Source organism: Oceanicola sp. 22II-s10i, from assembly GCF_002210105.1.
Classification (GTDB): Bacteria; Pseudomonadota; Alphaproteobacteria; order Rhodobacterales; family Rhodobacteraceae; genus Pseudooceanicola.
This window is the reverse complement of sequence record NZ_AQQU01000003.1, coordinates 97271-123570: the sequence shown is the minus strand read 5'-3', so window position 1 is coordinate 123570 and position 26300 is coordinate 97271. Positions and strand designations below refer to the sequence as shown.

Annotated in this window: 26 protein-coding genes; 13 read left to right on the top strand and 13 right to left on the bottom strand. The window is 67.9% G+C overall.

The features are described from left to right. Positions 1-5: 5 nt before the first annotated feature. Both ATO6_RS10725 and ATO6_RS10720 read right to left on the bottom strand, forming a co-directional pair. Complete coding sequence (locus ATO6_RS10725; RefSeq protein ID WP_088623994.1) at positions 6-1670, bottom strand: AMP-binding protein; 1665 nt, start codon at positions 1668-1670, stop codon at positions 6-8. Between the two features lie 12 nt (positions 1671-1682). Next, a complete protein-coding gene (locus ATO6_RS10720) occupies positions 1683-3761 on the bottom strand; it encodes a 3-hydroxyacyl-CoA dehydrogenase NAD-binding domain-containing protein (RefSeq protein ID WP_088623993.1) in 2079 nt (692 codons plus the stop codon). 162 nt (positions 3762-3923) lie between these two features. On the opposite strand from ATO6_RS10720, the gene ATO6_RS10715 reads away from it, so the two are divergent. The 4 genes from ATO6_RS10715 (at position 3924) to infC (ending at position 6507) form a co-directional block, all read left to right on the top strand. After that, positions 3924-4619, top strand: coding sequence for a 3-oxoacid CoA-transferase subunit A (locus ATO6_RS10715; RefSeq protein WP_088623992.1), 696 nt, complete (start codon positions 3924-3926; stop codon positions 4617-4619). After that, entirely contained in the window at positions 4616-5293 is a 678-nt protein-coding gene (locus tag ATO6_RS10710) for a 3-oxoacid CoA-transferase subunit B (protein WP_088623991.1), read from the top strand. The genes ATO6_RS10715 and ATO6_RS10710 overlap by 4 nt, the downstream gene beginning before the upstream one ends. 26 nt (positions 5294-5319) lie before the next feature. Continuing rightward, on the top strand, positions 5320-5814 hold the full coding sequence (locus ATO6_RS10705) for a PaaI family thioesterase (protein ID WP_088623990.1): 495 nt from the start codon (positions 5320-5322) through the stop codon (positions 5812-5814). A gap of 150 nt (positions 5815-5964) precedes the next feature. Beyond that, positions 5965-6507, top strand: coding sequence for a translation initiation factor IF-3 (gene infC, locus ATO6_RS10700; RefSeq protein WP_088623989.1), 543 nt, complete (start codon positions 5965-5967; stop codon positions 6505-6507). Between the two features lie 111 nt (positions 6508-6618). Here infC and ATO6_RS10695 read toward each other — a convergent pair whose 3' ends face one another. Continuing rightward, positions 6619-7311, bottom strand: a complete 693-nt coding sequence (locus ATO6_RS10695) for a substrate-binding domain-containing protein (protein WP_088623988.1) — start codon at positions 7309-7311, stop codon at positions 6619-6621. A gap of 237 nt (positions 7312-7548) precedes the next feature. On the opposite strand from ATO6_RS10695, the gene ATO6_RS10690 reads away from it, so the two are divergent. The 3 genes from ATO6_RS10690 to ATO6_RS10680 are packed head-to-tail and all read left to right on the top strand — an operon-like array spanning position 7549 to position 10138. Further along, positions 7549-8367, top strand: coding sequence for an oxidoreductase (locus tag ATO6_RS10690; protein WP_088623987.1), 819 nt, complete (start codon positions 7549-7551; stop codon positions 8365-8367). 16 nt (positions 8368-8383) lie between these two features. After that, complete coding sequence (locus tag ATO6_RS10685) at positions 8384-9391, top strand: AraC family transcriptional regulator (protein ID WP_088623986.1); 1008 nt, start codon at positions 8384-8386, stop codon at positions 9389-9391. Between the two features lie 57 nt (positions 9392-9448). Further along, positions 9449-10138 (top strand): DUF938 domain-containing protein, encoded by a 690-nt coding sequence (locus tag ATO6_RS10680; RefSeq protein ID WP_088623985.1) that lies wholly within the window; start codon positions 9449-9451, stop codon positions 10136-10138. 191 nt (positions 10139-10329) lie between these two features. On the opposite strand, the gene ATO6_RS10675 is transcribed toward ATO6_RS10680, so the two are convergent. From ATO6_RS10675 to ATO6_RS10655, 5 genes are all read right to left on the bottom strand, one after another. Then, positions 10330-10815, bottom strand: a complete 486-nt coding sequence (locus tag ATO6_RS10675) for a (2Fe-2S)-binding protein (protein ID WP_088623984.1) — start codon at positions 10813-10815, stop codon at positions 10330-10332. A 74-nt stretch (positions 10816-10889) separates the two neighbouring features. Next, positions 10890-11894 (bottom strand): molybdopterin-binding protein, encoded by a 1005-nt coding sequence (locus ATO6_RS10670; RefSeq protein WP_088623983.1) that lies wholly within the window; start codon positions 11892-11894, stop codon positions 10890-10892. Then, entirely contained in the window at positions 11891-12865 is a 975-nt protein-coding gene (locus tag ATO6_RS10665; RefSeq protein WP_088623982.1) for an XdhC family protein, read from the bottom strand. The genes ATO6_RS10670 and ATO6_RS10665 overlap by 4 nt, the downstream gene beginning before the upstream one ends. Before the next feature lie 85 nt (positions 12866-12950). Then, positions 12951-14027, bottom strand: a complete 1077-nt coding sequence (locus ATO6_RS10660; protein WP_254919119.1) for a Hint domain-containing protein — start codon at positions 14025-14027, stop codon at positions 12951-12953. 293 nt (positions 14028-14320) lie between these two features. Beyond that, positions 14321-15454, bottom strand: coding sequence for a DegT/DnrJ/EryC1/StrS aminotransferase family protein (locus ATO6_RS10655; protein WP_088623981.1), 1134 nt, complete (start codon positions 15452-15454; stop codon positions 14321-14323). A gap of 133 nt (positions 15455-15587) precedes the next feature. Between ATO6_RS10655 and ATO6_RS10650 the strand changes: the two genes are divergently transcribed. Together ATO6_RS10650 and ATO6_RS10645 are read left to right on the top strand one after the other, a co-directional pair. Continuing rightward, positions 15588-17339 (top strand): FAD-dependent oxidoreductase, encoded by a 1752-nt coding sequence (locus ATO6_RS10650; protein WP_176440894.1) that lies wholly within the window; start codon positions 15588-15590, stop codon positions 17337-17339. A gap of 52 nt (positions 17340-17391) precedes the next feature. After that, the gene (locus tag ATO6_RS10645) at positions 17392-17616 is read left to right on the top strand and encodes a hypothetical protein (protein ID WP_088623979.1); all 225 of its coding nucleotides are present in this window, start codon (positions 17392-17394) and stop codon (positions 17614-17616) included. 18 nt (positions 17617-17634) lie between these two features. Here ATO6_RS10645 and ATO6_RS10640 read toward each other — a convergent pair whose 3' ends face one another. Beyond that, positions 17635-19920 carry an arginine/lysine/ornithine decarboxylase gene (locus ATO6_RS10640; protein ID WP_088623978.1) on the bottom strand — a complete coding sequence of 762 codons (2286 nt, stop codon included), beginning with the start codon at positions 19918-19920 and terminating at the stop codon, positions 17635-17637. Positions 19921-20130: 210 nt separating this feature from the next. Here ATO6_RS10640 and mce point away from each other — a divergent pair, with 210 nt between their 5' ends. Together mce and ATO6_RS10630 are read left to right on the top strand one after the other, a co-directional pair. After that, complete coding sequence (gene mce / locus ATO6_RS10635) at positions 20131-20535, top strand: methylmalonyl-CoA epimerase (protein WP_088623977.1); 405 nt, start codon at positions 20131-20133, stop codon at positions 20533-20535. Continuing rightward, the gene (locus tag ATO6_RS10630) at positions 20535-20837 is read left to right on the top strand and encodes a DUF1467 family protein (RefSeq protein ID WP_088623976.1); all 303 of its coding nucleotides are present in this window, start codon (positions 20535-20537) and stop codon (positions 20835-20837) included. The genes mce and ATO6_RS10630 overlap by 1 nt, the downstream gene beginning before the upstream one ends. On the opposite strand, the gene ATO6_RS10625 is transcribed toward ATO6_RS10630, so the two are convergent. Then, positions 20834-21541, bottom strand: coding sequence for an EI24 domain-containing protein (locus ATO6_RS10625; protein ID WP_176440893.1), 708 nt, complete (start codon positions 21539-21541; stop codon positions 20834-20836). The genes ATO6_RS10630 and ATO6_RS10625 overlap by 4 nt on opposite strands. Then, positions 21526-22104 carry a nitroreductase family protein gene (locus tag ATO6_RS10620; protein ID WP_088623975.1) on the bottom strand — a complete coding sequence of 193 codons (579 nt, stop codon included), beginning with the start codon at positions 22102-22104 and terminating at the stop codon, positions 21526-21528. Before ATO6_RS10620 ends, ATO6_RS10625 begins: the two co-directional genes overlap by 16 nt. 165 nt (positions 22105-22269) lie before the next feature. On the opposite strand from ATO6_RS10620, the gene ATO6_RS10615 reads away from it, so the two are divergent. Together ATO6_RS10615 and ATO6_RS10610 are read left to right on the top strand one after the other, a co-directional pair. Continuing rightward, entirely contained in the window at positions 22270-22527 is a 258-nt protein-coding gene (locus ATO6_RS10615) for a hypothetical protein (protein WP_088623974.1), read from the top strand. 2 nt (positions 22528-22529) lie between these two features. Continuing rightward, positions 22530-22799, top strand: coding sequence for a hypothetical protein (locus ATO6_RS10610; protein WP_088623973.1), 270 nt, complete (start codon positions 22530-22532; stop codon positions 22797-22799). 93 nt (positions 22800-22892) lie between these two features. Here ATO6_RS10610 and ATO6_RS10605 read toward each other — a convergent pair whose 3' ends face one another. Continuing rightward, positions 22893-24857 carry an OmpA family protein gene (locus ATO6_RS10605; protein ID WP_088623972.1) on the bottom strand — a complete coding sequence of 655 codons (1965 nt, stop codon included), beginning with the start codon at positions 24855-24857 and terminating at the stop codon, positions 22893-22895. A gap of 115 nt (positions 24858-24972) precedes the next feature. Continuing rightward, positions 24973-26214 (bottom strand): VWA domain-containing protein, encoded by a 1242-nt coding sequence (locus ATO6_RS10600; protein ID WP_088623971.1) that lies wholly within the window; start codon positions 26212-26214, stop codon positions 24973-24975. Positions 26215-26300 lie beyond the last annotated feature (86 nt).

The following is a 26300-nucleotide window of genomic DNA, read 5'->3' as shown; positions in this document are numbered from 1 at the left end:
CCTCCTCAGCCTGCTTCGGCTTGTCGTTTCGCTTTTTCTTCGTCTTTCAGCATCTTCCGCGACGCTTTCCCCACCGATGTCCGGGGCAGTTCCGCCCGGAATTCGAGGAATCGCGGCACTTCGTGGCGTCCCAACTTGTCGGCAAGAAAACCCTGTAGCTCGTTCAGGGTAAACTCCTTGGCGTCTTTATTCAGAACCACGAAAGCCTTGGCGGATTCTCCGCGATACGGATCGGGCACGCCGATCACGAGGCATTCGGCCGCGTCGGGGTGCTGGTGGATCGCGTTCTCGATCGTCAGCGGGTAGACGTTGAAGCCGCCGGACAGGATCAGGTCCTTTTTCCGGTCCACGATGTAGAAATACCCGTCATCGTCCATGTAGCCGATGTCGCCGGTCAGCAGGTAGCCGTCGACAAAGGCCTCCCGCGTCTCTTCCGGCTTCTGCCAGTAGCCGACCGTGACGGCGGGGCCCTTGATGATGATCTCGCCGGTCTCGCCCACGGGCAGGCGCTTGGTCGGGTCTTCCAGATCGACGATCGCCATGTCCATGCCCGGCAGCGGGATGCCGATGGTGCCCAGCTTGTTGTCGGGGAAGTCCTTGGGCACGCTGGTCCCGTTTGAGGCGGTTTCCGTCATGCCCCAGCCACCGCGGATCTTGAGCCCGGTCAGCTGCTTGATCCGATTGAACACCTCGCGCGGCAGCGGCGCACCGCCGGAGCCCACGTATTTGATCGAGCTGAGGTTCCGCTTGTCGATGTTCGGCAGCTGCATGATCGCGATCCACGTCGTCGGCACACCGCCGAGCGACACGATCCCGAACTTCTCCACGTCGTCGATCACGCTGGCCGCGTCGAAGCGCAGGCGCAGGTGCATCTGGCCGCCCTCGATCGTGCGTTTCAGCATGGCCGAGGTCAGGCCCATGATGTGGAACAGCGGCGCATAGAGCATCCCCGGCTGGCCCGGTCCGGCCTCGGGATCCGCCGACGACAGGTGGCAGTAGGTCTGTTCGGAGGCCGAGAGGTTGCCATGAGTCAGCATCGCCGCCTTGGGCGTGCCGGTGGTGCCGCCGGTGAACTGCAGCAGCGCGATTTCATCCAGCGCCATGGTCGGCGGGTCGTAGGCGGCGCCTTCGTGCCCTGCCAGCAGGTCGGCCACGTCGTGCATCCTCTCGGGGACCGGACAGGGCCGGCCAGCGGCCGAGACCGGGTCGGGGCAGAGGTAGACCGGCGGAAAGTCCTTGTCCTTCACGAGGTTCTGGAACCGGCCCGCGAATTCCGGCGTGCTGAGCGAGATCACCATCTTGGCGTCCACGTCATGCACCTTGTGCGCGATCTCCTGCTCCGCATCGAGCGGCGAGAGGTGCGTCACCGCCGCCCCCGCCGTCATCGTGCCGAAGAAGAAGATCGGGTGCCACGGCGCGTTCGGCAGGTGCAGCGCGACGCGGTCGCCGCGCTTGATGCCCGCCGCCTTGAGCGCCGAGGCGACGGTGGCGGCCCACTGGCGCATCTCGGCGTAAGTGTAGGTCTTGCCGTAATATTCGAACTGGGTCATGTCGGCCCACTGGTCGAAGGCACGCTTGAGCAGCGTGTTCAGGCAGACCTGTTCGGGCACGAAATGCGGGTCGACGCCCGGCATGTAATGCGTGGCCCAGAGCGGGGTCGCGTTGGTCATCGTCCCCTCCCCTCAGCGCGTCTTGTCGTAGTCGGCAAAGCTCGACTGCTCGGCGGCGAGCCGGGCCAGCAGCGGCTTGGGCTTCAGCTCGTCCATGCCCGAGACCTCGGCATATTGCGCCAGCTTGTCGGCCACGGTCCTGAGCCCCAGCCGGTCGGCGTATTTCATCGGGCCGCCGGTCCAGACGGGGAAGCCGAAGCCGTAAATGTAGATCAGGTCGATGTCGCTGGCGCGGTTTGCAAAGCCCTCCTCGAGGATTTGCGAACCCTCGTTGATCAGGGCGAAGATCAGCCGCTCCACGATCTCCTCGTCGGACACCTCGCGCGGGGTGTAGCCCTTTTCGCCTGCGATCTTGCGGATCAGCTGTTCGACCTCGGGGTCGGGCACCCCGGCGCGCGAGCCTTCCTCGTAGATGTAGAACCCGCGCTTGGTCTTCTGCCCGTGGCGGCCCATCTCGGCCAGCGTGTCGTGGATCGGCATGACCTCGCCGCGTTCCTTGCGGACCAGCCAGCCGACGTCGATCCCGGCCAGGTCGTTTGTGGCCAGCGGTCCCATGGCAAAGCCGAAGTTCTTGGCGGCGCGGTCGATCTGCTGGGGCATCGCGCCTTCCAGCATCAGCGCATGCACCTGCCGCGCGCGGGCCGCACCCATGCGGTTGCCGACGAAGCCGTTGCAGTTGCCGACCGTCACCGGCACCTTGCCCGCCTGCTTGCCGACCGTATTCGCGGTGACGAGCGCGTCGGGGGCGGTCTTGGCGCCCCTCACGTTCTCGAGCAGGCGCATCACGTTGGCGGGGCTGAAGAAATGCATCCCCAGCACGTCCTCGGGGCGCGAGGTGACGCTGGCGATCTCGTCGATATCCAGCGACGAGGTGTTCGACGCCAGCACGCAGCCCGGTTTGCACAGGCGGTCGAGGTCGGCGAAAATCTTCTTCTTCAGCTCCATCTTCTCGAACACCGCCTCGATCACCATGTCGGCGTCCTTGACGGCGTCGAAATCGGTCGCGCCGTGGATGCGCGACAGCGCATCCTCGACCTCGGCCTCGGTGAAGCCCCCGCGCGCGGCGGTCTTGCGATAGTTGTTCTCGATGATCCCCAGGCCGCGTTTCAGGTTGTCGGGGTTCAGGTCGATGATCGTCACGTCATAGCCGCCGGTGGCCATCGACATGGTGATGCCGCCGCCCATGGTGCCCGCGCCAAGCACGGCGATCTTCTCGACCTTGCGCGGCTTCACGTCCTTGTCCACGCCCGGCAGCTTCAGCGCCGCGCGTTCGGCAAAGAACAGGTGCCGCTGCGCCTTGCTCTCGTCGCCCTCGCGCAGGCTGTGGAAGATGTCGTGCTCGGTCTTCATGCCCTCGGCGAACGGCTGGGACATCGACGCGCGGACCGCCTCGACGCAGGCCTGCGGGGCCTGCAGCTTGCGATTGCGCGCGATCAGGCGGCTGGCCTCCTTCTCGAACGCCTCCGCATCGCCCGCCGGCACGTCCAGTTCCGAGACCCGGCGCAGCGGGCGCTTGTCGGCGACGTCTTTGGCGAAGGCCACGGCCCCGGCCAGCATGTCGCCCTCGATCAGCTTGTCCGCGATGCCGAGCTTGACCGCGTCGTCCGCCGAAATCGCATCGCCCGTCACGATCGGGGCGAGCGAGGCCGTCGCGCCGATCAGACGCGGCAGACGCTGCGTGCCGCCCGCGCCGGGGATCAGGCCGATCTTGACCTCTGGCAGCCCGAGCGAGCCCTTGGGCCCCATCACCCGGTAATGACAGCCGAGCGCGATCTCGAACCCGCCGCCAAAGGCCAGACCCTCGATCGCCGCGACCACCGGCTTGTCGGCCGCCTCGATCCCGTCGATCAGCGGGTTCAGCCCCGGCTCCACCGGGGTCTTGCCGAATTCGGTGATATCCGCCCCGCCGGAGAACGCCCGCGCGCTGCCGGCAAGGACAATCGCCTTGACCGACTCGTCCGCAAGCGCATCCTGCAGATGCCCCCAGATCCCCTGCCGCACAGCGCCGGACAGCGCGTTCACAGGCGGGTTTGTGATGGTAATGACGGCGACCTCGCCATCCTTTTGGATGGTGACCTTGGTGTCGGACACGACTATTCTCCTCCCTTGCGCAGACAACGGATAGTCATTCCGCGTTGCGGAAAATTGTTCTGCGTTCTAGGACACGCTAGAAAGCCCGGCAGCTTGCGTCAATACGTATTGACCTGCCGGTAAATAAGCTTGACCTTCGGGCAAACGGTTTTGGGAGGAGCCATGCTGGATCGCAGATGCAAATCGCTGGAAGAGGCGCTTGACGGGATCGAGGACGGCGCGTCGATCATGGTGTCGGGGTTCGGGGACGCGGGGCGTCCCAACCTGCTGCTGAAGGGCCTGATCGACAAGGGCGTCAAGGACTTGCACATCATTTCGAACAACGCCGGATCGGGGTTCGAGGGGCTGGCGATGCTGTTCCGGCACCGGATGATCAGCCGCCTGACCTGTTCCTTCCCGCGCGGTGATCTGGGCAAGGAGATCTCGTCCTGGGTGCGCGACGGTTCGCTCACCGTCGAGGTGAACCCGCAGGGCACGATGGCCGAACGGATTCGCGCGGCGGGCTGCGGCATCCCCGCGTTCTTCACGCCGACGGCCTACGGAACGAAGCTGGGCGAAGGAAAGGAAACCCGTGATTTCAATGGCAAGGGCCACGTTCTTGAGACGGCGCTTCATGCCGACTATGCCTTTGTCCATGCCGAGAAGGCGGATCGCTGGGGCAACCTGATGTACAAGAATCTGTCACGCAACTTCGCCCCGTTGATGGCGATGGCCGCGAAGACTACGATAGTCGAGGCACGCCACATCGTCGAACTGGGCGATATGGACCCGAACGTCATCATGACGCCCGGCGTCTGCGTGAACCGACTGGTGCAATGGCGGCCCGTCGCCGCGAACGAATGGGGGATTGCTGCATGACACCCTTGACCCGAGAAGGCATCGCCGCCCGCGTGGCACAGGACATTCAGGACGGCTGGCACGTCAACCTCGGCATCGGGATGCCCGAGGGCGTGGCGAACTTCCTGCCCGAAGGCCGCGACATCCTGCTGCATTCGGAAAACGGCATCCTCGGCATGGGCCCGACGCCCCCCGCAGGTGAGGAAGACGAGAGCCTCGTGAACGCCGGGAAGAAGCCGATCACCATGATCACCGGCGCCTCGATCTTCGACCACGCGATGAGCTTTGGCATTATCCGCGGCGGGCATCTGGAACTGTGCTGCCTCGGCGGCTACCAGGTGGCGTCGAACGGCGATCTGGCGAACTGGAGCGTGACGGACGACGATCCGATCGCATCCGTCGGCGGGGCCATGGACCTTGCCGCGGGCGCACAGCGCATCTGGGTGATGATGCAGCACAACTCCAAGAACGGCGACAAGCGGCTGCTCGACGCCTGCACCATGCCACTGACCGGTCAGGGCTGCGTCAAGCGGGTCTACACCGACCTTGCCGTGATCGACGTGACGCCCGAGGGTTTCCTCGTGACCGAGATGGTCGACGGCATGACGCAGGAGGAACTGCAGAACCGCTCCGAGGCCAAGCTGCGCTTTGCCGAGGGCTGCGGAACCCTGCCCGACCTGACGAAAGCCGCCTGAGGACTGCCCGAGGACACGACCCAGTGATGGATGACGCAAGGACGCCCGCCCACCCGGACGGGTATATCGACAGTGCGACCGAGGATAATCCCGGCCCGAACCCCGAGATGTTCCGCCTTGGCGGCTTCAACCGGATGATCGGCCTGCGCTACGTGGCGCGGGGCGATGGCTGGGTGAAGGGCGTCCTGCCGCTGCGGCCCGAACTTCTGAACAAGGCGGGCACGGCCCATGGCGGGCTGCTGTCTGCCGTGATGGATTCGGTCGGCACCGGCTCGGGCTGCTGGTGCCCCTACCCCGGCCGCACCCGGCAATGCGTGACCCTGTCGCTGACCGCGAACTTCGTCGGCGTGGCCAAGGGCGAGGCGCTGCACGTCAGCTCCCGCGTCAAGTCGGCGGGGCGCAAGATCTTCTCGTCCGAGATCGAGGTGCACGACGATTTCGGCACGCTCTGCGCGCACGGCGTCGGGACCTTCAAATACGTCAAGGGCACCAGCGATCCCCATGGCGTGCCCGTCACGTGACGGGCCGCCCGATCCCGACATGAACAGCCGGCGGTCCGACCGACGGACGGGATTCGACCAGGAACTCTTCGCCGTTTTGCGACTTGAAGAATAACGGCCGCGCGACTACCTTGCGCCCTCACATCACGCCACCATCGAAGGAACGAAAAACTGGCTCGCAGACCCCACAATGCCCCCCCTACCCGTGACACCGGCCCGCGTGTCAACGACAAAATCCGCGCAAACGAGATACGCCTGATCGGCGCGGAAGGCGAAAACATCGGTGTTGTGACACCGGCGCGGGCGATGGCCCTCGCCGAGGAAGCGGGTCTGGATCTGGTGGAGATCTCGCCGAACGCCACACCCCCGGTCTGCAAGATCATGGATTTCGGCAAGTTCAAGTACGAACAGCAGAAGCGCGAATCCGAAGCCCGGAAGAAGCAGAAGATCATCGAGGTGAAGGAGGTGAAGTTCCGCCCCAACACCGACGTGCACGACTACGAGGTCAAGATGCGCAACGTCATGCGCTTCCTCGAGGGCGGCGACAAGGTCAAGGTCACGCTCCGCTTCCGCGGCCGCGAGATGGCGCACCAGAACCTCGGGCGCGAGCTGCTGGAACGTGTGGCCGAAGACGTCAAGGAGATCGGCAAGGTCGAGAACATGCCGAAGATGGAAGGCCGCCAGATGGTCATGATGATCGGCCCGGCCAAGTAACCGCTCCCGGCATTTGCCAAAGCCAAACGCCTGCCGCTGACGGCGGGCGTTTTTCATTGCGGCGGCGTTTGGCCACGCCGCCCTGAACGCAGAGGGTCGAACCCGGCACCCTCAGATCAGGTGGAAACGCGAGATTCCCGCCGCCGCGCAGTCGTCGTCGAGGTTGGGATCGGTCAGGACGTCGACCACCCTTTTAGCGGCGGCAGATGATGTAGTGCCCCGAAACGCGGACATGTCGATATGTGTCCCGAGGTGGTCCGGGAACACCGCTGCGGCAACGACACCGGGCGTGGCGACCACCGTCGTGAGCGGGGCAATCGCCAGCTCGTATGTCCCGTCCGCGACCGATGCCGCAGGCACGCCCCCCTCAAGCGCATGGCTTTTCGGGACCACGACATCGCTCAGCCCCAAGCGCGCCATCGCATCCAGATACGTGCGCCCGCTGGTGCCCGCGCCTGTGTAAGCGATGCTCTTCGCGCCGCGCAGGAGCGCCTCGATATCGTCCTGCTCCGCCAGTACCGGACCATCCGACCCGCCCTTTCGCGCGATCGCAAGGGACACGCGACCGAAGGCACGATGGCTGTCGCGCACTGCAAACCCGTCGTCGATCAGCGCCTGCGCATAGTCCGGATTGGTCAGGCCGATGTCATAGGGTTCGCCGGCCCTGATCCGTTCCGGTATCACCGGATTCAGATCGACCAGCTGGACGAGGCGCACGCCCGTCTCGGCCTCCAGACGCGGCGCGATGCGGTCCATGAAGGCCCGGATCGCCGTGGGGACGAAAATGCGCAGTGTCGTTGGCATACCGAAGCACTCCCCGAAACCCGCCTGGCTGTGCAAGGTCCGTCAGGCGTAGCCGGTCGCGGGCCGCAACGCCAGCGAGCTGTTCGGACAGTCCACGCGTCCGATGGCGCAGATCGCAAGCCGATTGGCGCGATCCGCAAGTCCATTGGCACGATCCGCGAGTGCGGTTTCCAGCCGCTCGTTTATCTCTCCGGTCAGACGCCGCCCGCACCGGGGGCGATGAACAGGAGACGGAAGATGCAGATCAGGGACAGCGTTGTCGTCGTCACCGGCGCCTCGTCGGGAATGGGCCTCTCGGTGGCCGAGAAGCTGCTGGCGGAGGGAGCGAAGGTCTTTGCCCTCGCCCGTTCGGTCGACAGAATGAAGGGACTGGAAGCGGCCGGCGCCACCGTGATCGGGATGGACATCTCGAAGGACGACCAGATCGCCGCCGCCGTCGCGCGGATCGAAGCCGAGGCGGGCCGGGTCGACGTGCTGATCAACAACGCGGGCTTCGCGGTCTACGGCCCGGTCGAGGAGGTCGCCATCGACAAGGCCCGCGAGCAGTTCGAAGTGAACATCTTCGGCCTCGCCCGGATCACCCAGCTGATCCTGCCGATCATGCGGCGGCAGGGGCACGGGCGGATCATCAACGTCTCGTCGGTCGGCGGGCGGATCTACACCCCGCTCGGCGCGTGGTACCACGCCACCAAGCACGCGCTCGAAGGCTGGTCCGACGCGCTGCGGCTGGAACTGAAGCCGCTCGGGATCGACGTGATCGTCATCCGGCCCGGCATCATCGACACCGGCTTCTACGGCGCGCTCGACCGGAACATGACGCGCGGACAGGCGGACGGGCCCTACGGGCGGCTGGTCGCGGCGCTGGATCGGGCGGCGGGCAACCAGCCGAACGCCACCAAGCCCGGCGTCGTGGCCGACACGATGATCGCGGCGATCCGTGCAACACGGCCCCGGACGCGCTATGCTGTCGGCTCCATGGCAAAGCCGCTGATCTTCCTGCGCGGCCTGCTGAGCGACCGGCTGTTCGACCGCGTGATCATGAGCCAGGTCAAGTGAGGGGCGGAGGCCGGGGATGCAGCGATTCACGATGGACCTGAGCTGGCCGCTGGTGCTGGGACGGCTGGGCCTCCACGCCGCCCCCCTGCTGCGCGCCGCCCGCCTGCCCGCCGACCTGCTGTCGCGCGAGGCCCCGACGCTCAGCGCCGACGAATACCTGCGGCTGTGGCAGGCGATGGAGCTGATGTCGCCCGCCCCCGGCCTGCCGATCCGGGTGGTCGAGGCGACGACGCCCGAGGGGTTTTCGCCGCCGCTGCTGGCCTGCTTCTCCTCGCCCGACCTCGCCACGGCGCTGGAGCGGCTGGCGACCTACAAGGCGCTGATCGGGCCGATGCGGCTGACGGTGTCGCGCACCGGCGGGCGGCTCAGGGGCGAGATCGCGGGCCAGCCGGGGCTCGACCTGCCGCCGTTGATGGCCATGATGGAACTGATGTTCAAGGTGAACCTCGCCCGCGCCGGGACGCAGCACCGCGTTGTCCCGGCCCGCGTCACCGTGGCGGCGCTGCCGGACGACACCGAAACCCGCCTCTGCCGCGCGTGGTTCGGGCGCGAGCTGACCCTCGCCGACACATGGGCGGTGGAGTTCGAGGAAACGGAGGCCACGCGCCCCTTCACGGCAGCCAACCCGGCGCTCTACGCCATCTTCCGCCCGGTGCTGGAGAAACGGCTGGCCGCGACCGGGGCCGTCGCGCAGCGCCTGCGCGCGGCGCTGGTCGAGGCGCTGCCGGCGGGCGAGACGGATGTGAAACGCCTCGCGGCGCGGCTGGCGATGAGCCAGCGCACCCTGCAGCGGAAGCTGGGCGAGGAAGGCCTGCGCTATCAGGACCTGCTGGCCGAGGTGCGCGGCGATCTCGCGCGGCTCTACCTGACCGAGACGCCGCAGTCGCTGGCCGAGATCGCCTTCCTGCTGGGCTACCGCGACGCGAATTCGTTCCACCGCGCCTTTCACGGCTGGACCGGTGAGACCCCCGGCGCGGTCCGGGCGCGGGCTGCGGCGGACCGGATCGCCGCAGCGGCGCAGTAGCTTGCCGCCGCGGCGGGTGCGCCCTAGGCTCCGGCGGAACGACGCAGGGAGAGACAGGTGACGACGGAAGACACGGGCAACCAGCCGACCAGCGCCCACGTGGCGCGCTACACGCCGGACCGGCATGCGGATTACGGCGATGCGCGGCTGTCCTCGCCAGTCTTCCCGCGCAACTCGCCGCCGCTGATCGCGGCGCTGACGCCGTGGCTCGGCGGCCGGACGGGCAAGGTGCTGGAGATCGGCTGCGGCACCGGCCAGCACGGCGCGGCCTTCGAACTGGCCTGGCCCGGCATCGCGTGGCAGGCGTCGGACCCCTACCCCGAACACTGCGCCTCGGCCGAATCCTGGCGCCTCGCGCTGAAACTGCCGTCCCGCGACACGCTCGCCCTCGACGCGGCGGCGGACTGGGGGCCGGAGGTGACGGCGGCGGGGCCCTTCACGGCGGTCTTCACCGCCAATGTCATCCACATCGCGCCGCCCGCCGTTCTCGCGGGTATCCTGCGCGGCGCCCCTCAGGTCCTCGGCCCCTGCGGCCTGCTGATCTTCTACGGCCCTTTCATGGAGAACGGCCGCCACACCGGCGAGGGCAACGCCCGCTTCGACGCGGGTCTGCGCGCTGACAACCCCGACTGGGGCCTGCGCGACATCGCGGACCTGCGCGAGGGCGCGGCGGCGGAGGGGCTGGAGATGGCGGCGGTGCTGGCGATGCCCGCCAACAACCGGGTCCTGATCTTTCGCAAGCCCTGAGGCCGCGCGGGAAATCCGGCTGCGCCGGATGCCTCCGGCGGGCATATTTCTGGCAAGATGAAGCCGAGGGAGCTCCCCTGCTTCATCTTGCCGGAAATATGCCGGGGGAGTCGCGGCACAGCCGCGGCGGGGGCAGAGCCCCCGATCCCAACCTTGGCGACAAGCGTGGACGCCGGGACGGCGCGGCCCGGTCACTCGGCCGGGGTCAGCGCGCTCACGTCCTGGCCGGATGCGGCCATGATCGCCTTGACGATGTTGTGGTAGCCCGTGCAGCGGCAGATGTTGCCGTGCAGGTGTTCGCGGATTTCCGCCTCGGAGGGCTTGGCGTTGACCTTGAGCAGCGATTCCGCCGCCATGATCATGCCCGGCGTGCAGAAGCCGCATTGCAGGCCGTGGTGGTCCTGGAACGCCTGCTGCACGGCGGAAAGCTCGTCGCCCTTGGCGATGCCCTCGATCGTCGTGACCTCGGCGCCGTCCGCCTCGGCGGCGAACATGGTGCAGGCCTTGACCTGCATTCCGTTCACATGCACCGTGCAGGCCCCGCACTGGGAGGTGTCGCAGCCGACATGCGTTCCGGTCAGGCGCAGCGATTCGCGCAGGAATTCAACGAGAAGCGTGCGCCCCTCGACCTCGCCGCTGGCGCTCTTGCCGTTCACTGTCATGCTGATCTGGGGCATCGGGTCCTCCGCGGGAATGCAGGTGTCGGGGGGAGTTAAACATGGGCGGCAGGGGAGGAAAAGGCCGATCTGGCCTAACCCTTGCGTCTTTCACGTGGCTGTGGACGTGTCGGGATTTCCTTGAGCAGACCGCCCACGCCCATGCCCGCGATGTCGTCGGGCGTCACCGCGATCCCGCAGGCGATCCGGGCCAGCACCCAGTCCGCGCCGTTCAGCGCGGGCGAGCGGGCGCAGCCCGGCAGGCCGATCACGGGGCGGGTGTCGAGGTGCCCGGTGAAGAGCAGGTTGCCCGGATCGACCGGCATGCCGAAGCGCTCGACGCTCCCGCCGGCCGCGCGGAGGGCCGAGGGCGCGACGTCATGGGCGTCGGAGGTGGCGGAGCCGGTGAGGATCAGGATCAGGTCCTCGTCCGCCGACGCGATCGCCTCGGTCAGCGGCGCGGTGCGGTGCGGGACGGTGACGGGGCCGGTCATGGCGATGCCGAAGGCGTCGAGGCGGGACTGCACGGCCTGCGCGCCCTTCTCGCCCGCGCCGCCGGGGATCTCGGTCACGATCAGGCGGGCGGTGCGGAGCACCGGCGGCGCGAGGCGGATGGCGGGGGCGGCGGAGAGCAGCGTTTCCGCCGCGTCGAGGGCGGTGCCGGGAACGGCGTAGGAGATGATCTTGACGGTCCCCGCCATCTGGCCCGTGCCGACCTGCTGGAAGTTCGGCACCGTCGCCAGCGTTAGCATCGGGTCGATGCGGTTCAGCGCGGTCAGGCGTTCCTCGTCGAGCACGATCACCCCCGGCCCCGCCGCCTTGAGGTTCACGCGGCCGGTGAAGGCGGTGGTGGCGGTCAGGCCCTGCCCCTGCGGATCGGGCAGCAGGGCGGCGGCGAGGCGGGTGGCGGCCTCGTCCTCGGCCACGTCGCCGGGGTCGAGGCGGGCGGCGATGACCGCGTCATGGCCCGCCTCGGTCAGGGCAGTCAGGTCCTCGGCGGTCAGGACGTGGCCCTTGCGCAGGCGGCCCTTGGGCAGTGCCACGGAATGGGCGAGGATCGCGCCCTCGGCCTCGGGCGTGGGGACGTCGCCGAACCTCATGCCTGTCGCAGCACTTTCGTCATCTCGGCCATGATCGAGACCGCGATCTCGGACGGCGTGGCCGCCCCGATGTCGAGGCCGATGGGGCCGTGGATGCGGGCGATGGCCCCGGCCGGGTGGCCTGCCGCCTCCATCCGCGCGACGCGCTTGGCGTGGGTGCGGGTGGAGCCGAGGGCGCCGATGTAGAACACGTCCGAGGCGAAGGCGGCGGCCAGCGCGGTGTCGTCGATCTTGGGGTCGTGGGTCAGCAGCACCAGTGCGGTGCGGGCGTCGAGGCCACGGGCCGCCAGCGCCTCGTCCGGCCAATCGTCGAGGATGGTTTCGCCGGGAAAGCGGTGTTCGGCGGCGAAGGCGGGGCGCGGGTCGATGATGACGGGGTCGTAACCCGCGATCCGCGCCATCGGCACCAGCGCCTGCGCGATATGGACCGCGCCCACCACGAAGAGCCGCAGCGGCGGGTTGTGGATGGCGACGAAGGTGATGCCGTCCTCCTCCATCCCCGAGCGGTCGGCGCGGAAACGGGCGGCGTGATCCCCTGCCCCGGCGATTTTCGTCTCGCCGGTCTCGACGTTCACGGCCAGCGCCACGGCGCGGCGTTCGGCGCGGGCGGCGGTCAGCTCGGCCAGCGTCGCCTCGGCGATGCCGCCGGGTTTGCCTACGGGCTGGACCAGCACCTTGATCGTGCCGCCGCAGGCGAGGCCGACGGCGAAGGCGTCTTCGTCCGAGACGCCGAACTCGAGCAGCTTGGTCTGGCCGGTCTCCAGCGCCTCGAAGGCCTCGGTCACGACCGCGCCCTCGACGCAGCCGCCGGAGACGGAGCCTTCGAGCTCGCCCTCGCCCGAGACGGCGAGCATGGCGCCGGTGCGGCGCGGGGCGGAGCCCCATGTCTCGACCACGGTGGCGATGACCGCGCCCTTGCCCGCGCGGTGCCAGTCGAGTGCGATTTCGGGGATGTCGTCGAAACGGTCCATAAGGCGCCTCCTGTCGGGGTGGAGACTAGCACTTGGGACGGCAGTGTCAGGGGGTAAAAGATGCAGGTCTGCTGTGCGCGACGCATCAGGCCGGCTGCGGACAGCGTCCGGCCGGTGCTAGCAGAAACTGGTCGTTCTTGAGATGCCTTTCGATCAGCCGCCGGCCACGTCGGCCGGCCGCGAAGGTCCGGGCGGCGGGATGGGCCGGGTCGACCCCGTTCTGCGAGGGAAAGATCCTGCGGATTTCCTCGCGTGCGTCGATCGTCAGCGCCTTCATCGCCTCGGGCCCGGTGTAGAGGCTTTCGGCCAGTGTCCCGTTCGCGAAGATGATTTCGTGCCGCGAGAACAGCAGGTGGAAATAGGTGACCTCTTCCGTCTCGGGCAGGATCTCGACGCCATCGAGCGGCAGCAGGAAACAGGCGGGCACCAGCACTTCAGCCTGCCCGAACATCCGCTGCGCGATCCGGGAGCGGATCACAATCCGGTGCTGCGGCGAGACCAGCAGGTCGCGGACCGGCAGATCGGGACCGAGCGCACCGGCGCGGATGCGCACGGGCCGCAGTCGGGGCATCGCGGAGAGTTCGGTCGCACCGAGCCGCCGCCGCCCGATCCAGCGGATGGCCTGATAGCCGTGATCCGCCGTGCGCACGCGCTGGCCGACGCGCAGGTCCTGCACCGGCACGGTCGCACCGCCCTCGGTCTCGATCAGCGTGTCGCGGCAGAAGCAGACGATGTTGACCTCGTCATTGGTCGTGCCGATGACCGCCGCGTCGCTGCCGCCGACGTTGGTGGTGCCCGCGATATTCACCGCCTGCACGTTCATGTCGCCGTAGCTGTCGTTCGGCAGGACGAAATAGCGGGTGGTGCCGCCGTTCGTCAGGGCCAGGAACATGACGTCGAGATTGGATTCGCTGCCCGAGGTGAATGTCTCGGTGCTGCCGTCGCCCAGCAGGAAGTTCCCGGTCGACGAGGGTTCACGGATGATGCTGACCGTGTAGTTGACCCCGTCGATCCTGACGATGTCGCCGATGTCGAATTCACCGTCGTCGAGGTCGGTGGAGGTCGCACCCTCGACCACGCCCAGAATGCCACCGTTGGCATTCGAATAGGTGGTGTTGGAATTGATACCCGTGACTTCGATCAGGTCATAGATCGTTGCCATTTCTCGCCGCTCGACTGGTCACTACACATCGCGCCAAGGCTCTTTATCCGCGAAAGGCTTTCGAAAGCCTGCGCATTGGCCGTTTTTTCGACACGATTAGCCTTTGATCGTAAAGGAATATGGCGACAATGTGGCGAACATGGCCCTGTTGCCGGATACGCTCGGAGTATTCGCGCCCTGCAGGAAATGCGGCACATCATGTCTTCCGGGATGCGTGCAAAGGGTGCGCATCCGGCACGCAGGGGTTGAAACAGTCCCTGTCGAAGCGGCGGCCAGCCTGACTGACGAACGGGTCAGCCCTGTCGGAACTGCCGCGCCGAGGCCCGGACGAGCGGCACGGGATAGCTTTCGCCCAGCCCGATCCGGCAGCTGCGCCGCATCAGGTCGAGCGTCCTGCGGCACATGTCGGGGGTGTATTCGATCCGGCTCTGCGCCCATTCCCACGGGTTCATCCGGGGATGGAAGGTGCGCTTGTTCATGATCGGCGCCCAGTTGGTGTAGACGTGCTTGGTGTTGTCGTGGATCCGCGCCACGCCCCGCCGGGTGGCAAAGGCGGTCGCCTCGTCCTCGGTATCGAAGGTGACCACCAGCCCGAGCGCGGCATCGTCGTCATGGCTGGGCGCGACCGGATGGCCGCCGTCCCTAAGCGCCGCACGCAGGATGTCGCGGCGGCGGCGCATTCCGGCAAGCCGCCGCGGCAGCCGCGAAAGCTGGACGTTCAGCATCGCGCCGGTGATCTCGCTCGCCCGATAATTGAAGCCGAGGAACTCCGGCTCCGCATCTGCGAACTTGCGGTTGCGGAAGGACATGCCGATGTCGTGGAAATTGAACGCGCGGGCATAGGCGCGGTCGGAATTGAACAGCACGGCCCCGCCTTCGCCCGCGGTCATGTTCTTGTGCTGGTTGAAACTGAGCGTCCCGGCATCCCCGATGGTGCCGCAGTAGCGGTCGCCGTATTTGACGCCGATGGCCTGACAGGCGTCCTCGATCACCAGCAGGTTGTGTTTCCGGGCGATCGCCATGATCGCGTCCATGTTGCAGGGACGGTTGTTCATGTGCACCGGGATGATGGCGCGGGTGTGGGGGGTGATCTTGCGCTCGATGTCTTCGGGGTCGATCGTCAGCGTCTCGTCGATGTCGACGAGGACCGGGACGGCGCCGACATGGACGGGGGCGGCGGCGCTGGACATCCAGGTGTAGGCGGGCACCAGCACCTCGTCCCCCGGCCCGACCTCGAGCGCGGCCAGCGCGGTGACAAGCGCGGTGGTGCCGCTGTTCACGGTCAGGGCGTGGCGCGCGCCGAGCATGGCGCAGAGCCGTTCCTCGAACTTCGCGCAGGCCTGTCCGGGGCTGCTGTCGCGCAGCAGGTCCCCGCGCGCAATGGCACGGCCCGCGGCAAGCCATTCCTTAAATCCCAATCTTTGCATGTATTATTCTTGGCCTTAACGGTCGTTGCCGGTTGCTATAATGACTATGTCAGTCACCAATACCCGCCTGCAAAAAATTTGCGTTATCCGGTGCGGGAAATTCCGGAACGTTGCCGAGGACCCGCATTCGCCCATGCAGATCGACCGATTTGACGACCTGCCCCCGCAGACGCCGCTTGAAACGGATATCGTTATCGTTGGTGGCGGCCCGAGCGGCCTGAGCGTCGCGCAGGAGCTGATCGGCTCCGGTCTGCGGGTCTTGGTGCTGGAAAGCGGGCTGAGCGCCGAGACGCCGGAGCATGCGGCGCTGAATGCGGTCGCGGCGGTCGACGGGGCGGCGGAGGACGGGTTCCAGGCCCGCCGCGCGGCCTATCACAGCGCCCTGCCCTCGGCCTGGTCGGGCGAGGTCCAGCGGTTCGGGGTCCGGTGCCGGGGGCTCGGCGGCTCGACGCAGGCATGGGCCGGGAAGTCGGCGTCGTTCGACGCGATCGACTTTGCGGCGCGGCCGTGGGTTCCGGGGTCCGGCTGGCCGGTGTCGCACGAAGCGCTCGCGCCCTACGTGGACCGGGCGGCGGGGTTCCTGAACCTCGGGCCGAATGTCTATGACGCGAGGTTCTGGGACCTGGCCGGCAGTGCCCGCCCGGAGCCGGAGGTGGATCCGGCGGCGTTCCGCGACTTCTTCTGGCAGTTCTCGCGCGGGCGGATCAACCCGATGGACGTGATGCGCTTCGGGGCGGAGTTCGCGGCGCTGGAGGCCGACAATGTCCGGGTGCTGCTGAACGCCACCGTGACGCAGGTGCATACGGACCCGGACGGCGGCCGGTTCGACCGGCTGGAGGTCGCGACGCCGGATGGCGGGCGCGCGACGGTGCGCGCGAGGGCCTGCGTGCTGGCGGCCAGCGCGATCGAGAACGCGCGCCTGCTGCTGGTGTCGCGCGGCAGCCACGCGCCGGGGCTGGGCAATCGCAACGATCTGGTCGGACGTCACCTTTCCGACCACCTGCTGGCCCCGGTCGGGCGGTTCGACGCCGCCGCCGCGCCCGGCATCGCCGGCCGGTTCGGGTTCTACGGGCTGCGGCACGACGGGCATAGCCACATGTACGCCCACGGGCTGGCCCTGTCCGAGACGCGGCAGGAGGCCGAGGAACTGGTCAACGGCGCGGTCTTCTTCATGGAGACGCGGGCCGAGGACGATCCGGTCAGCGCGCTGGCCCGACTCGTGCGCCGCACAAGCCCCTCGCCCTACCGGGACGCGGTGACGGTGGCGCTCGGGCCGGGTCACGTGGCCAAGGCCGTGGGGCTGCGGGCGCTGCAGAGCGACCGGATGCCGGACAGCGCGCGGCGGTTCATCGTCGACACGGTGCTGCGGCGGATGCCGGGCACGGCGGCGCGCGAATTCCAGTTCCGCGGCGTGCCGCACAAGCTGGTCGGGGCCGAGGCGCAGGGCATCGTGGAACAGGCGCCGGACCGCGACAACCGGGTGGTGCTGTCGGACCAGTCGGACCCGTTCGGCCTGCCCCTGCCCGAGGTGCGCTGGCGCGTTGGCACGCGGGAACGGCGGACCCTGCTGCGAATGACGCAGATGCTGCGGGACGGGCTGGCGGAGGCCTGCCTGCCGGTGCCGGAGTTGCCCGACTGGGCCGCATCCGGGGAGGCCGGGGCCGTGCCGGTGATCGACATGGGCCACACGACCGGCACGACGCGGATGTCCGAGAGCCCGACCACGGGCGTCGTCACGCCGGACTGTCGCCTGCACGACGTGCACGGGGTCTATCTGGCGGGCGGATCGGTGATGCCGACCACCGGGCACGCCAATCCGACGCTGATGATGATGGCGTTGGCGGTGAGGCTCGCCGACCGGCTGAAGGCGGAATACGGGTCATGATCGCGACCCTCCGCCCCCGAACGGGATCACCTTCGGAACGGGCTGCAAGGCATTGACGGACCTCGGCTTCCGCTACTCGGCCCGCAAGAGTGGCGAGGTCGTCATCAGCCACCGCGGGCGGCAGGCCACCGTTCTCAGGGGTGCCGACGCGGCGGCCTTTCTGGCCGAGGCGGCGACCATGGACGAAGACGCCCGCCAGCAGGAGATGGCCCGACTGACCGGCAACTACCGGCGCGGGAACGAGCGGGACGCCCGGAACCACCCCCGCAACCGCTGATGCGCGGGGGCACGCCGGCTATTCGGCCACGCAGTCCGCGAAGTAGGTGATCGTGCCGTCGTCACCGACCTCCTGCACCAGACCGTGGATGTCCGTTTCGAACCCCGGACATTCGCGCGCGAATTCGCGGTTGAACTTGAGGTAGTCCACGATCCGCTTGTTGAACACCTCGCCGGGGATCAGCAGCGGAATGCCCGGCGGATAGGGCGTCACGAGGCTGGTGGTGATCCGGCCTTCCAGATCGTCGATGGCGACCCGGTCGGTCTGGCGGCGCGCGATGTGCGAGAACGCGGCGTGCGGCGTCATCGCGGGGCGGTGTTCGGAGAGATACATCTCGGTCGACAGCCGCGCGACGTCGTATTTCGCATAGAGCGCGTGGACGTGCTGGCAGAGGTCCATCAGCCCCATCTTTTCATAGCGCGGCTGCTTTTCGCAGAATTCGGGCATGGAGCGCCAGATCGGCTGGTTCTTGGCGTAGTCGTCCTTGAACTGCTGCAGCGCGGTCAGCAGCGTGTTCCAGCGGCCCTTGGTGATGCCGATGGTGAACATGATGAAGAACGAATAGAGGCCGGTCTTCTCGACCACCACGCCGTGTTCGGTCAGGTATTTCGACACGATGGAGGCCGGGATCCCCGTCTCCTCGAACCGGCCGTCGATGTTCAGGCCGGGGGTGATGATCGTGGCCTTGATCGGGTCCAGCATGTTGAACCCGCGCGCCATGTCGCCGAAGCCGTGCCATGCGTCCTCGCCCGAGGATTCGACGCCTTCGCTGTCGGTCTTCTTCAGCTCCCAGTCCTTGGTGCGGCCGATGCCCTCTTCGGCGAGGGTGTCGGGGCCCCAGACCTGGAACCACCAGTCGTTGCCGAATTCCTCGTCCACCTTGCGCATGGCGCGGCGGAAATCGAGCGCCTCCATCAGGCTTTCCTCGACCAGCGCGGTGCCGCCCGGCGGCTCCATCATCGCCGCCGCGACATCGCAGGAGGCGATGATCGAATACTGCGGGCTGGTGGAGGTGTGCATCAGGTAGCTCTCGTTGAAGAGATGCCGGTCGAGCTTGGTCTCGTCGCTGTCCTGCACCAGCACGTGGCTGGCCTGCGAGATGCCGGCCAGCAGCTTGTGCACGGACTGGGTGGCGTAGGTGACGGAATGCCTGGTCCGGTCGCGCTTTTTCCCCATGGCGTGGTAGCTGCCGTAGAACGGGTGGAAGGCGGCGTGGGGCAGCCATGCCTCGTCGAAATGCAGGTTCTCGACATAGCCGTCGAGCAGGTTCTTGATGACCTCGGTGTTGTAGAGCACGCCGTCATAGGTCGACTGGGTCAGCGTCATGATGCGCGGCTTGACGGTGTCGGCGTCGTAGCCTTCGAGCAGCGGGTTGTCGCGGATCTTCGCCTTGATCGCCTCGGGTTCGAATTCCGAATGCGGGATCGGCCCGATGATGCCCCAGTGGTTGCGGGTCGGGCGCAGGAAGACCGGGATCGCGCCGGTCATGATGATCGAATGCAGGATCGACTTGTGACAGTTGCGGTCCACGACCACCACGTCGCCGGGGGCGACGGTGTGGTGCCAGACCATCTTGTTCGAGGTCGAGGTGCCATTCGTCACGAAAAAGCAGTGATCGGCGTTGAAGATCCGCGCGGCGTTGCGTTCCGACGCCCCGATGGCGCCGTTGTGGTCCAGGAGCTGGCCCAGCTCCTCGACCGCGTTGCAGACGTCGGCGCGCAGCATGTTCTCACCGTAGAACTGGTGATACATCTGCCCGATCGGGCTTTTCAGGAAGGCGACGCCGCCGGAATGGCCGGGGCAGTGCCAGGAATAGGATCCGTCCTCGGCGTAATCCAGAAGCGCCTTGAAGAACGGCGGCTGGATGCCTTCAAGGTAGGTCTTGGCCTCGCGGATGATGTGCTTGGCCACGAATTCCGGCGTGTCCTCGAACATGTGGATGAAGCCGTGCAGCTCGCGCAGGATGTCGTTGGGCAGGTGGCGCGAGGTCTTGGTCTCGCCGTAGATGTAGATCGGCACCTCGTCGTTCTTCCAGCGCACCTCCTCGATGAAGTTGCGCAGGTTCACGACCGCGGGATCGAGGTCCGGGCCGGGGGTGAATTCCTCGTCGTCGATGGACAGGACGAAGGCCGACGCACGGCTCTGCTGCTGCGCGAACTGGCTGAGGTCGCCGTAGCTTGTGGCGCCCAGCACCTCGAAGCCTTCGGCGGTGATCGCATCGGCCAGCGCGCGGATGCCGAGGCCCGAGGTGTTCTCGGACCGGAAGTCCTCGTCGATGATGACGATGGGAAAACGGAACTTCATGGGGACTCCTTCGGGCCGGCATGGTCGTTGGGGACGTTGTTTCCGTCCCTGCCCCCGCCGTCAAGGGCCGGGGCGCGGATCGCGGTGCTGTGAAGGGCCGTCACCGCGCGGAAGGGCGGCGGATGTCCGCGCGCGTTGGTCGCGGCGGGGGCGCTTGAACGGCGGGCCGGGCCAGCGCATAAGGTCTGAAACCTGAGCAAGGAGAGACCCATGATCGGCCGCCTGAACCATGTCGCCATCGCCGTGCCCGACCTCGAGGCCGCGTCGGAGCAGTATCGCAGCGCGCTCGGCGCCAAGGTCGGTGCCCCGCAGGACGAGCCGGATCACGGCGTGACCGTCGTGTTCATCGAACTGCCGAACACCAAGATCGAACTGCTCTATCCGCTTGGCGAAGGCTCGCCCATCCAGGGCTTCCTCGACAAGAACCCGGCGGGCGGCATCCACCATGTCTGCTACGAGGTCGACGACATCATCGCGGCGCGCGATCACCTGAAATCGACCGGCGCGCGGGTGCTGGGCGACGGCAATCCCAAGATCGGCGCGCATGGCAAGCCGGTGCTGTTCCTGCATCCCAAGGACTTCAACGGCTGCCTCGTGGAGCTGGAGCAGGTCTGATGGGACCGACATCCGCCCTCGTCCTGTTCGCGGTCATCTGGTTCATGGTGCTGCTGATCATCGCGCCCGTGCGGATCAAGACACAGCAGGACATGGGCGAGGTGACGCCGGGCACCCAGTCGGGCGCGCCCGAGGTGCATCACCTGAAAAAGAAGATCTGGATCACGACCGGCATTTCCGCCGTGCTCTGGGTCATCATCGGCGGGATCATCCTGTCGGGCTGGATCAGCGTCCGCGATATCGACTGGTTCGGACGGATGGGGACCGGCGATTCCATGTGGCGCGACACGCCGCGGAACTAACCGCGGCGGCCGTCCAGCCCGTGGTAGATGTGGGTGAAGGTCGCGGCCCCGAGGATCGGGATCACGAGGTTCACCAGCGGGATCGACAGCGGCATCGCCATCAGCACCCCCGCCGCCCAGATGGTCAGCGCATGGCGCTTGCGCAGGCGCTTCGCCTCTTCCCGGCCGACCCGGCGCATGGCGGCCAGCGTGTAGTATTCGCGGCCCAGCAGGAAGCCGTTCAGCCCCCAGAAGATGAACAGCGCGAAGGGCGGCAGCAGGACGTAGAGGATCAGCGCCACCACGTTCGCGCCGATCAGCACACCGAGGAAGTTGACCGTGTCGCGGATCGCCTCGCCCACGGGCTGGCGGCCGACGGGGGGCAGCGTGGGATAATGCTTGTCCTCCACCGCCTGCGCGACATCGTCGAGGAACATCGAGGTGATGGCCGAGGCGACGGGCACCATCAGGAAGACCGACATGATCATCAGCACGAAAAAGGTCGTCAGCGTGGCCAGATCGTTGATCCACGTCACCTCGCCGATCAGCGGCAGCGTCGCCTCGGGGCCGATCAGCCAGTTGAGCAGCAGCAGGAAGGCCGCGAAGACCGCGACCAGCAGCGCGAAGGTCAGCCCGACGCCGAGGAACAGCACCCGGCGGAAGCGCGGGTCGCCGGTCTGCGACAGCGTCAGCGAGAAGGCGCGGAGGATCAGGCCGACAGCCATGTGACCTTCCGTTCCAGATCCGGGCGGGGACGGTCGGGCGGGGCCGAGCCTTCGGTGCCGATGTGAACGATGGCGGTCACGCGCTCATGGGGCGCGAGGCCGAGGCCCTCGGTCACGAAGGCACGGTCATGGGCGGCCCAGCCGGTCAGCCAGTTCGCGCCCCAGCCCGCGGCGAGGGCCGCGTTCAGCAGCGACAGGCCGACGGCGCCCGCGGAATAGGTCTGTTCCAGCGGGGGGATCTTGGGACTGTCGACCGGGCTTTCCACCACGACGACGGCCAGCGGGCTGTCGGCGAACTGGCTGACCGCCTTGCCGGTGTCCACGTCATCCTTGCCGAGCGCCCTGCCCCGCTCCTTGGCGAGCACGGCCAGCCGGTCCAGCGCCCCGCGCTCCAGCACGATGAAGCGCCACGGCTCAAGCTTGCCATGGTCGGGCGTGCGGGCGGCGGCGGTCAGGATCGTCGCCAGCTCGTCCCGCCCCGGCGCGGGGGCGGAAAGCGTCTTGGCCGGGCGCGACCGGCGCGACAGCAGGAAATCGAGGGCGGCTTGATTGCGTTCGGGCATGGGGGCCTCCGTTTGGTGCGCGATATGTCGGCCCTGCGGTCGGCGGGGTCAAGGGGATGCGGTCCCGCGGAGGATTTGGCGGAGGCGCGCCGGGTGTCGTGCCGAACAGACAGGCCGGTTGCCGAAACGGTCGCCATCGGCAAGAGTGCGCAATCGGAGGTTGCCATGTTCGTACCGGAAGTCATCCACGGGGAGCGCTGCATCCTCGTGCACAACCATTATCTCGAGACGCCCGAAGGCGTGACGCTGGCGGCGCGTTTCACACGGGCGCGCATCGCGCAGGGCCGCGCGAACCTGCCGCCCAAGATCCGGTCGCTGGAGGTGATTTTCGACGTCCGGGGACAGACGCTCGACGGCACGGCCGATACGACATTGACCGCCGCCGCGCTTGGTGCGGATGTGGTCACGTTCATGCGGGGCTGAGCATGGCGCGACATCTGGTGGTCCGGTCGGAGGGCCGGGCGGACGAGGTCGGACAGCGGCTGACTGCCCTCGACGCCCATATCGAGGTCTTTGCGCTGGACGACGGCGACCTTGGCGTGTCGGTGCCCGAGAAGGTGATCGAGGCGATCGGCGAGGATGCCGTGCCCCGCGCGCTTGCCGATCTCACCTATTACGATCTCTGGTCGGGCGAGTGGCACAATCCGCCCCCGCGCCGGTCGGGCTGGCTTGGCTCGTTGTTCGGAAAGCGGTGACGCCGTCACGGGATGCCCGGACATGGAAACGCCCCCGCAGGACACTGCGGGGGCGTCTGGTTTCAGTCGGACGCGGAATGCGCGGCCAGAGGCTTAGCTGCGGCCTTCCAGCAGCGGCGTGATCCGGCGGACCGCGGCGCGGCGGTTCTGGCGTTCGGCGCTGGCGGTTTCGACCTTGAGGTCGGCTTCACCGTAGCCCTGGATCACCATGTTTTCCGGCGGCACGTTGAAATACTCTGTCAGCGCGAGGGCCAGCGATTCCGCACGGCGGTCGGACAGGGCGAGGTTGTAGCCCGCGTCGCCGACGGCATCCGTATGGCCTTCGATCAGGAAGACCTCGCCGGGGTTCTCCTCGATCGCCGAGCGCATGGCATTGCCGAGCGAGGACAGCGCTTCGGCTTCCTGCGGCTCGATCACGGCCGAGGCGGTGCGGAAGTTCACGTTGTCCACTTCGACCTCGGGGGCCAGCTTGCGCACGCCGTCGATGCCACGCACCTGGGCGAGCGAGAAGTTGCGGCCCGGATCGGTGGCAAGGCTGGCACGGAGCGCATCGCGCAGCGCGGCCTCGTCACCGCTGTTGGCGGTCACCGAGCTGCGGGTGCTGGTGGCCTGCGGCAGTTCGTTCACAGCCACCTGCTGGACCGCCTGCGTGTCGTCGAACAGCACGACCTGGCGGCCGTCGGCCAGAACCTTGGTCCGTGTCAGGACGCGGCCGTCGGCGGCGCGGATGGTTTCGACCTGGCTGCCATCGGGATTCACGACCACGGTGCGGGTCGAGCCGTCGTTGAAAGCATAGGTCTTCACGTCCGCACCCGGCTGGCGCAGCAGAACGTCGTCGTTCTTGAGCACGCGGTATGTGCCGTTTTCCTCGACCACGACGCGGTCGCCGGAGTTCGACACGACCCGCTGGCCATTGTTCAGCAGGGCACCGACGGCAAGGGCGCCGAGACCGAAGACGGCAATCTTCTCGGCGGTCGAGAGACCCCCGTCATCGTCGCTTTCCGCCTGCGCGGTGGTCTGGGCGTTCGCGTCGGCCTGACCGTCCACGGCGGTGTTGAACTCCTCGGAGGAGGAGCGCTGCGACTCTTCGGTGACGGTTTCCTCGATCAGCGTGCCGCCGTCTTCACCGGCCTGCGCGGCCATCGTTTCGGGCGCTTCGCCTGATTCGGCCGTCGGCTGGTCGCCGGCGGCCGCTTCGGCGCGTTCCTGCGCTTCGGTGTCTGCGGCCGTGGTGTCCGTCTCGGCGGTCGTGGTCGTCTCGGCCTCGGTCGTCTCGGACCCGGTTTCCGCGGTGGTCGTGGCTTCGGTGTCTGTCGTCGCGCCTTCGGTTTCGGCGGTGGTGGTCGTCTCGGCATCCGCCGGGGCGTCGCCGGATTCCGCGGTGGTCGTCACCTCACCGTCGGCAGCCGGCTGGGTGCCTTCGGCCGTTTCGGCGGGACGGGTGTCCTGCGGCTCGCCGGTGGCGTCCGCTGCCTGTTCGGTCGCGGGCTGGTCACCGGTGGTTTCGGCCGTCTCGGTGGTCTCTTCTGCCGGTGCGGCGGTGGCGTCCGTCGCCTGCTCCGTCGCGGGTTCTTCCGTCGTCGCGGCGCCTTCGGCGGTCGTCGTCGTTTCAGCCGGAGCTTCAGCCGGAGCTTCGGCATTTTCCGCGGCGTCTGCCTCCGGCTTCACCTCGGTGCCCGCTTCGGCGGTCGCCTCGGCCTGCGGTGCGGCGTCGGTGGTTTCCTGGACGGCCTCCGCGGTCGCCTCGGGGGCTGCCGTCGTGGCGGCCTCGGCGGTGTCGCTGGCGTTCTCGTCCGGCTTCATCTCGTCCCGCGCCTCGGCGGTCTCGGAGTTCTCTTCGGACTCGATGGAGCCGTCGGCGCTTGCCTCCGCCTCGACTTCACCCTCTTCGGCTTTCTTTTCCTTGCCGGTGACCTTGTCCAGCTCCTCCTGGAGTTTCTTCTGGACCTTCTCCACCTCGTCCTGGACGGCGGATTGCTGGGCCACGGCGGGCGCGGGGACGGCGACCGACAGCGCGAGAAGGATCGCGGTGGTCGATTTCAGAAACCTGGTCTGCATTCGTTCATTCCTTTCACAGCCGCCCGTGCTCGAATCGAGGGCGGTTTGAAGGTCGAAACGCGGAAGCGGCCGCTTGGTTTCATCACTCCGGCGCGAAATCGGCAGAGCGGCGCGGTCAGGCGCGGCGTAGCTTGCTGATATGCAGGGGTTTTTCGCCCATATCCCCGGATCTGGCGAGAGCCGCGCCAAGCGCGTCCAGCGAGGCGACGCTGTGCCCGGCGAGGAAGCTGTCGACATGCGGCAGCAGCGCCCGGATGCCGCGCGCCTTGGGGGCGAAACCGTCGAAGGACAGGAGCGGATTCAGCCAGATGACGCGACGGGCGGAGAGGTGCAGGCGCTCGGCCTCCGCCGCCAGCCGGGCCGGGTCGCCCCGGTCGAGACCGTCGGTGACCAGCAGGACGACCGCCCCCTGCCCCATGACGCGGCGCGACCAGTCGCGGTTGAAGTCGTGCAGGCAGTTGCCGATCCGCGTGCCGCCCTCCCAGTCCTGCGCCTCGGCCCCGGCGGCGGCGAGCGCGGCATCGACATCGCGGGCGCGCATGTGGCGGGTGATGTTGGTCAGGCGGGTGCCGAAGGTGAAGGCATGGACCCGCGCCCAGCCCTGCCCCCTGGCCTGCGCGACCGCGTGGACGAAGTGCAGGATCATCCGGCTGGTGCGGGTCATCGAGCCGGAGATGTCGCAGAGCACGACGAGGTCGGGCCAGCGGTCCTTCGGTTTCGTGCGCGCCGGACGCTGAAGCTCGCCGCCCCGCCGCAGCGCCTGCCGCAGGGTGCGGGCGGGATCGACGCGGCCGATGGCGGCGGGCGCGCGGCGGCGGGTGGCCAGCGGCGGGACCGGCAGGGTCAGCCGGGCGATCATGCGCCGCGCCTCGGCCAGTTCGGCATTGGTCATCTGGTCGAAGTCGAGGGTGCGGATGCGTTCCGCCGTCGACGCGCTGTCGGAGGCGTCGAGCCGGATCTCGGGCCGGTCGGGATCGGCGTTGTCCTCGGGCCAGTTGCCGCCGAGCAGCGCATCGGCGGCGCGGGCCTCGGCCGCTCCTGGCGGAGACGGCTCGGCCTGGCGCAGCGCGGGGATGGTGGCGGCGACCAGCTCCTGCAACTCGCGCGGGTCGCGCCAGAACAGGCGGAAGAGCTGGGCGAAGACCTCGCGCTGTTCGGGGCGGGTGACGAAGACGGCGTAGAGCGTCCAGAAGAAATCCTCGCGCCGGGTGAAGCCCGCCGCCTCGACCGCGCGGATGGCGTCGATCACGCGGCCCGGTCCGATCGGCAGGCCCGCGCGGCGCAGGGCGCGGGCGAAATGGGCGATGTTCTCGGCCAGTTTCGGCTGGGTCTGGGGGAGATCCGTGGCGGGCGTCATGGGGTGGTGGTGTCGAGGGGGGCTTTCCAAGCTGATGCGCCAGCATCTGCGTTGACGACAGAGCGAATGCGCGCATTCGCGGAGTC

Coding starts and splice junctions, on each gene's coding strand:
- ATO6_RS10725 (WP_088623994.1), bottom strand. CDS start 1,670: ATGACCAACGCGACCCCGCTCTGGGCCACGCATTACATGCCGGGCGTC.
- ATO6_RS10715 (WP_088623992.1), top strand. CDS start 3,924: ATGCTGGATCGCAGATGCAAATCGCTGGAAGAGGCGCTTGACGGGATC.
- ATO6_RS10710 (WP_088623991.1), top strand. CDS start 4,616: ATGACACCCTTGACCCGAGAAGGCATCGCCGCCCGCGTGGCACAGGAC.
- ATO6_RS10705 (WP_088623990.1), top strand. CDS start 5,320: ATGGATGACGCAAGGACGCCCGCCCACCCGGACGGGTATATCGACAGT.
- ATO6_RS10695 (WP_088623988.1), bottom strand. CDS start 7,311: ATGCCAACGACACTGCGCATTTTCGTCCCCACGGCGATCCGGGCCTTC.
- ATO6_RS10690 (WP_088623987.1), top strand. CDS start 7,549: ATGCAGATCAGGGACAGCGTTGTCGTCGTCACCGGCGCCTCGTCGGGA.
- ATO6_RS10685 (WP_088623986.1), top strand. CDS start 8,384: ATGCAGCGATTCACGATGGACCTGAGCTGGCCGCTGGTGCTGGGACGG.
- ATO6_RS10675 (WP_088623984.1), bottom strand. CDS start 10,815: ATGCCCCAGATCAGCATGACAGTGAACGGCAAGAGCGCCAGCGGCGAG.
- ATO6_RS10670 (WP_088623983.1), bottom strand. CDS start 11,894: ATGAGGTTCGGCGACGTCCCCACGCCCGAGGCCGAGGGCGCGATCCTC.
- ATO6_RS10665 (WP_088623982.1), bottom strand. CDS start 12,865: ATGGACCGTTTCGACGACATCCCCGAAATCGCACTCGACTGGCACCGC.
- ATO6_RS10660 (WP_254919119.1), bottom strand. CDS start 14,027: ATGGCAACGATCTATGACCTGATCGAAGTCACGGGTATCAATTCCAAC.
- ATO6_RS10655 (WP_088623981.1), bottom strand. CDS start 15,454: ATGCAAAGATTGGGATTTAAGGAATGGCTTGCCGCGGGCCGTGCCATT.
- ATO6_RS10650 (WP_176440894.1), top strand. CDS start 15,588: ATGCAGATCGACCGATTTGACGACCTGCCCCCGCAGACGCCGCTTGAA.
- ATO6_RS10640 (WP_088623978.1), bottom strand. CDS start 19,920: ATGAAGTTCCGTTTTCCCATCGTCATCATCGACGAGGACTTCCGGTCC.
- mce (WP_088623977.1), top strand. CDS start 20,131: ATGATCGGCCGCCTGAACCATGTCGCCATCGCCGTGCCCGACCTCGAG.
- ATO6_RS10630 (WP_088623976.1), top strand. CDS start 20,535: ATGGGACCGACATCCGCCCTCGTCCTGTTCGCGGTCATCTGGTTCATG.
- ATO6_RS10625 (WP_176440893.1), bottom strand. CDS start 21,541: ATGGCTGTCGGCCTGATCCTCCGCGCCTTCTCGCTGACGCTGTCGCAG.
- ATO6_RS10620 (WP_088623975.1), bottom strand. CDS start 22,104: ATGCCCGAACGCAATCAAGCCGCCCTCGATTTCCTGCTGTCGCGCCGG.
- ATO6_RS10615 (WP_088623974.1), top strand. CDS start 22,270: ATGTTCGTACCGGAAGTCATCCACGGGGAGCGCTGCATCCTCGTGCAC.
- ATO6_RS10610 (WP_088623973.1), top strand. CDS start 22,530: ATGGCGCGACATCTGGTGGTCCGGTCGGAGGGCCGGGCGGACGAGGTC.
- ATO6_RS10605 (WP_088623972.1), bottom strand. CDS start 24,857: ATGCAGACCAGGTTTCTGAAATCGACCACCGCGATCCTTCTCGCGCTG.
- ATO6_RS10600 (WP_088623971.1), bottom strand. CDS start 26,214: ATGACGCCCGCCACGGATCTCCCCCAGACCCAGCCGAAACTGGCCGAG.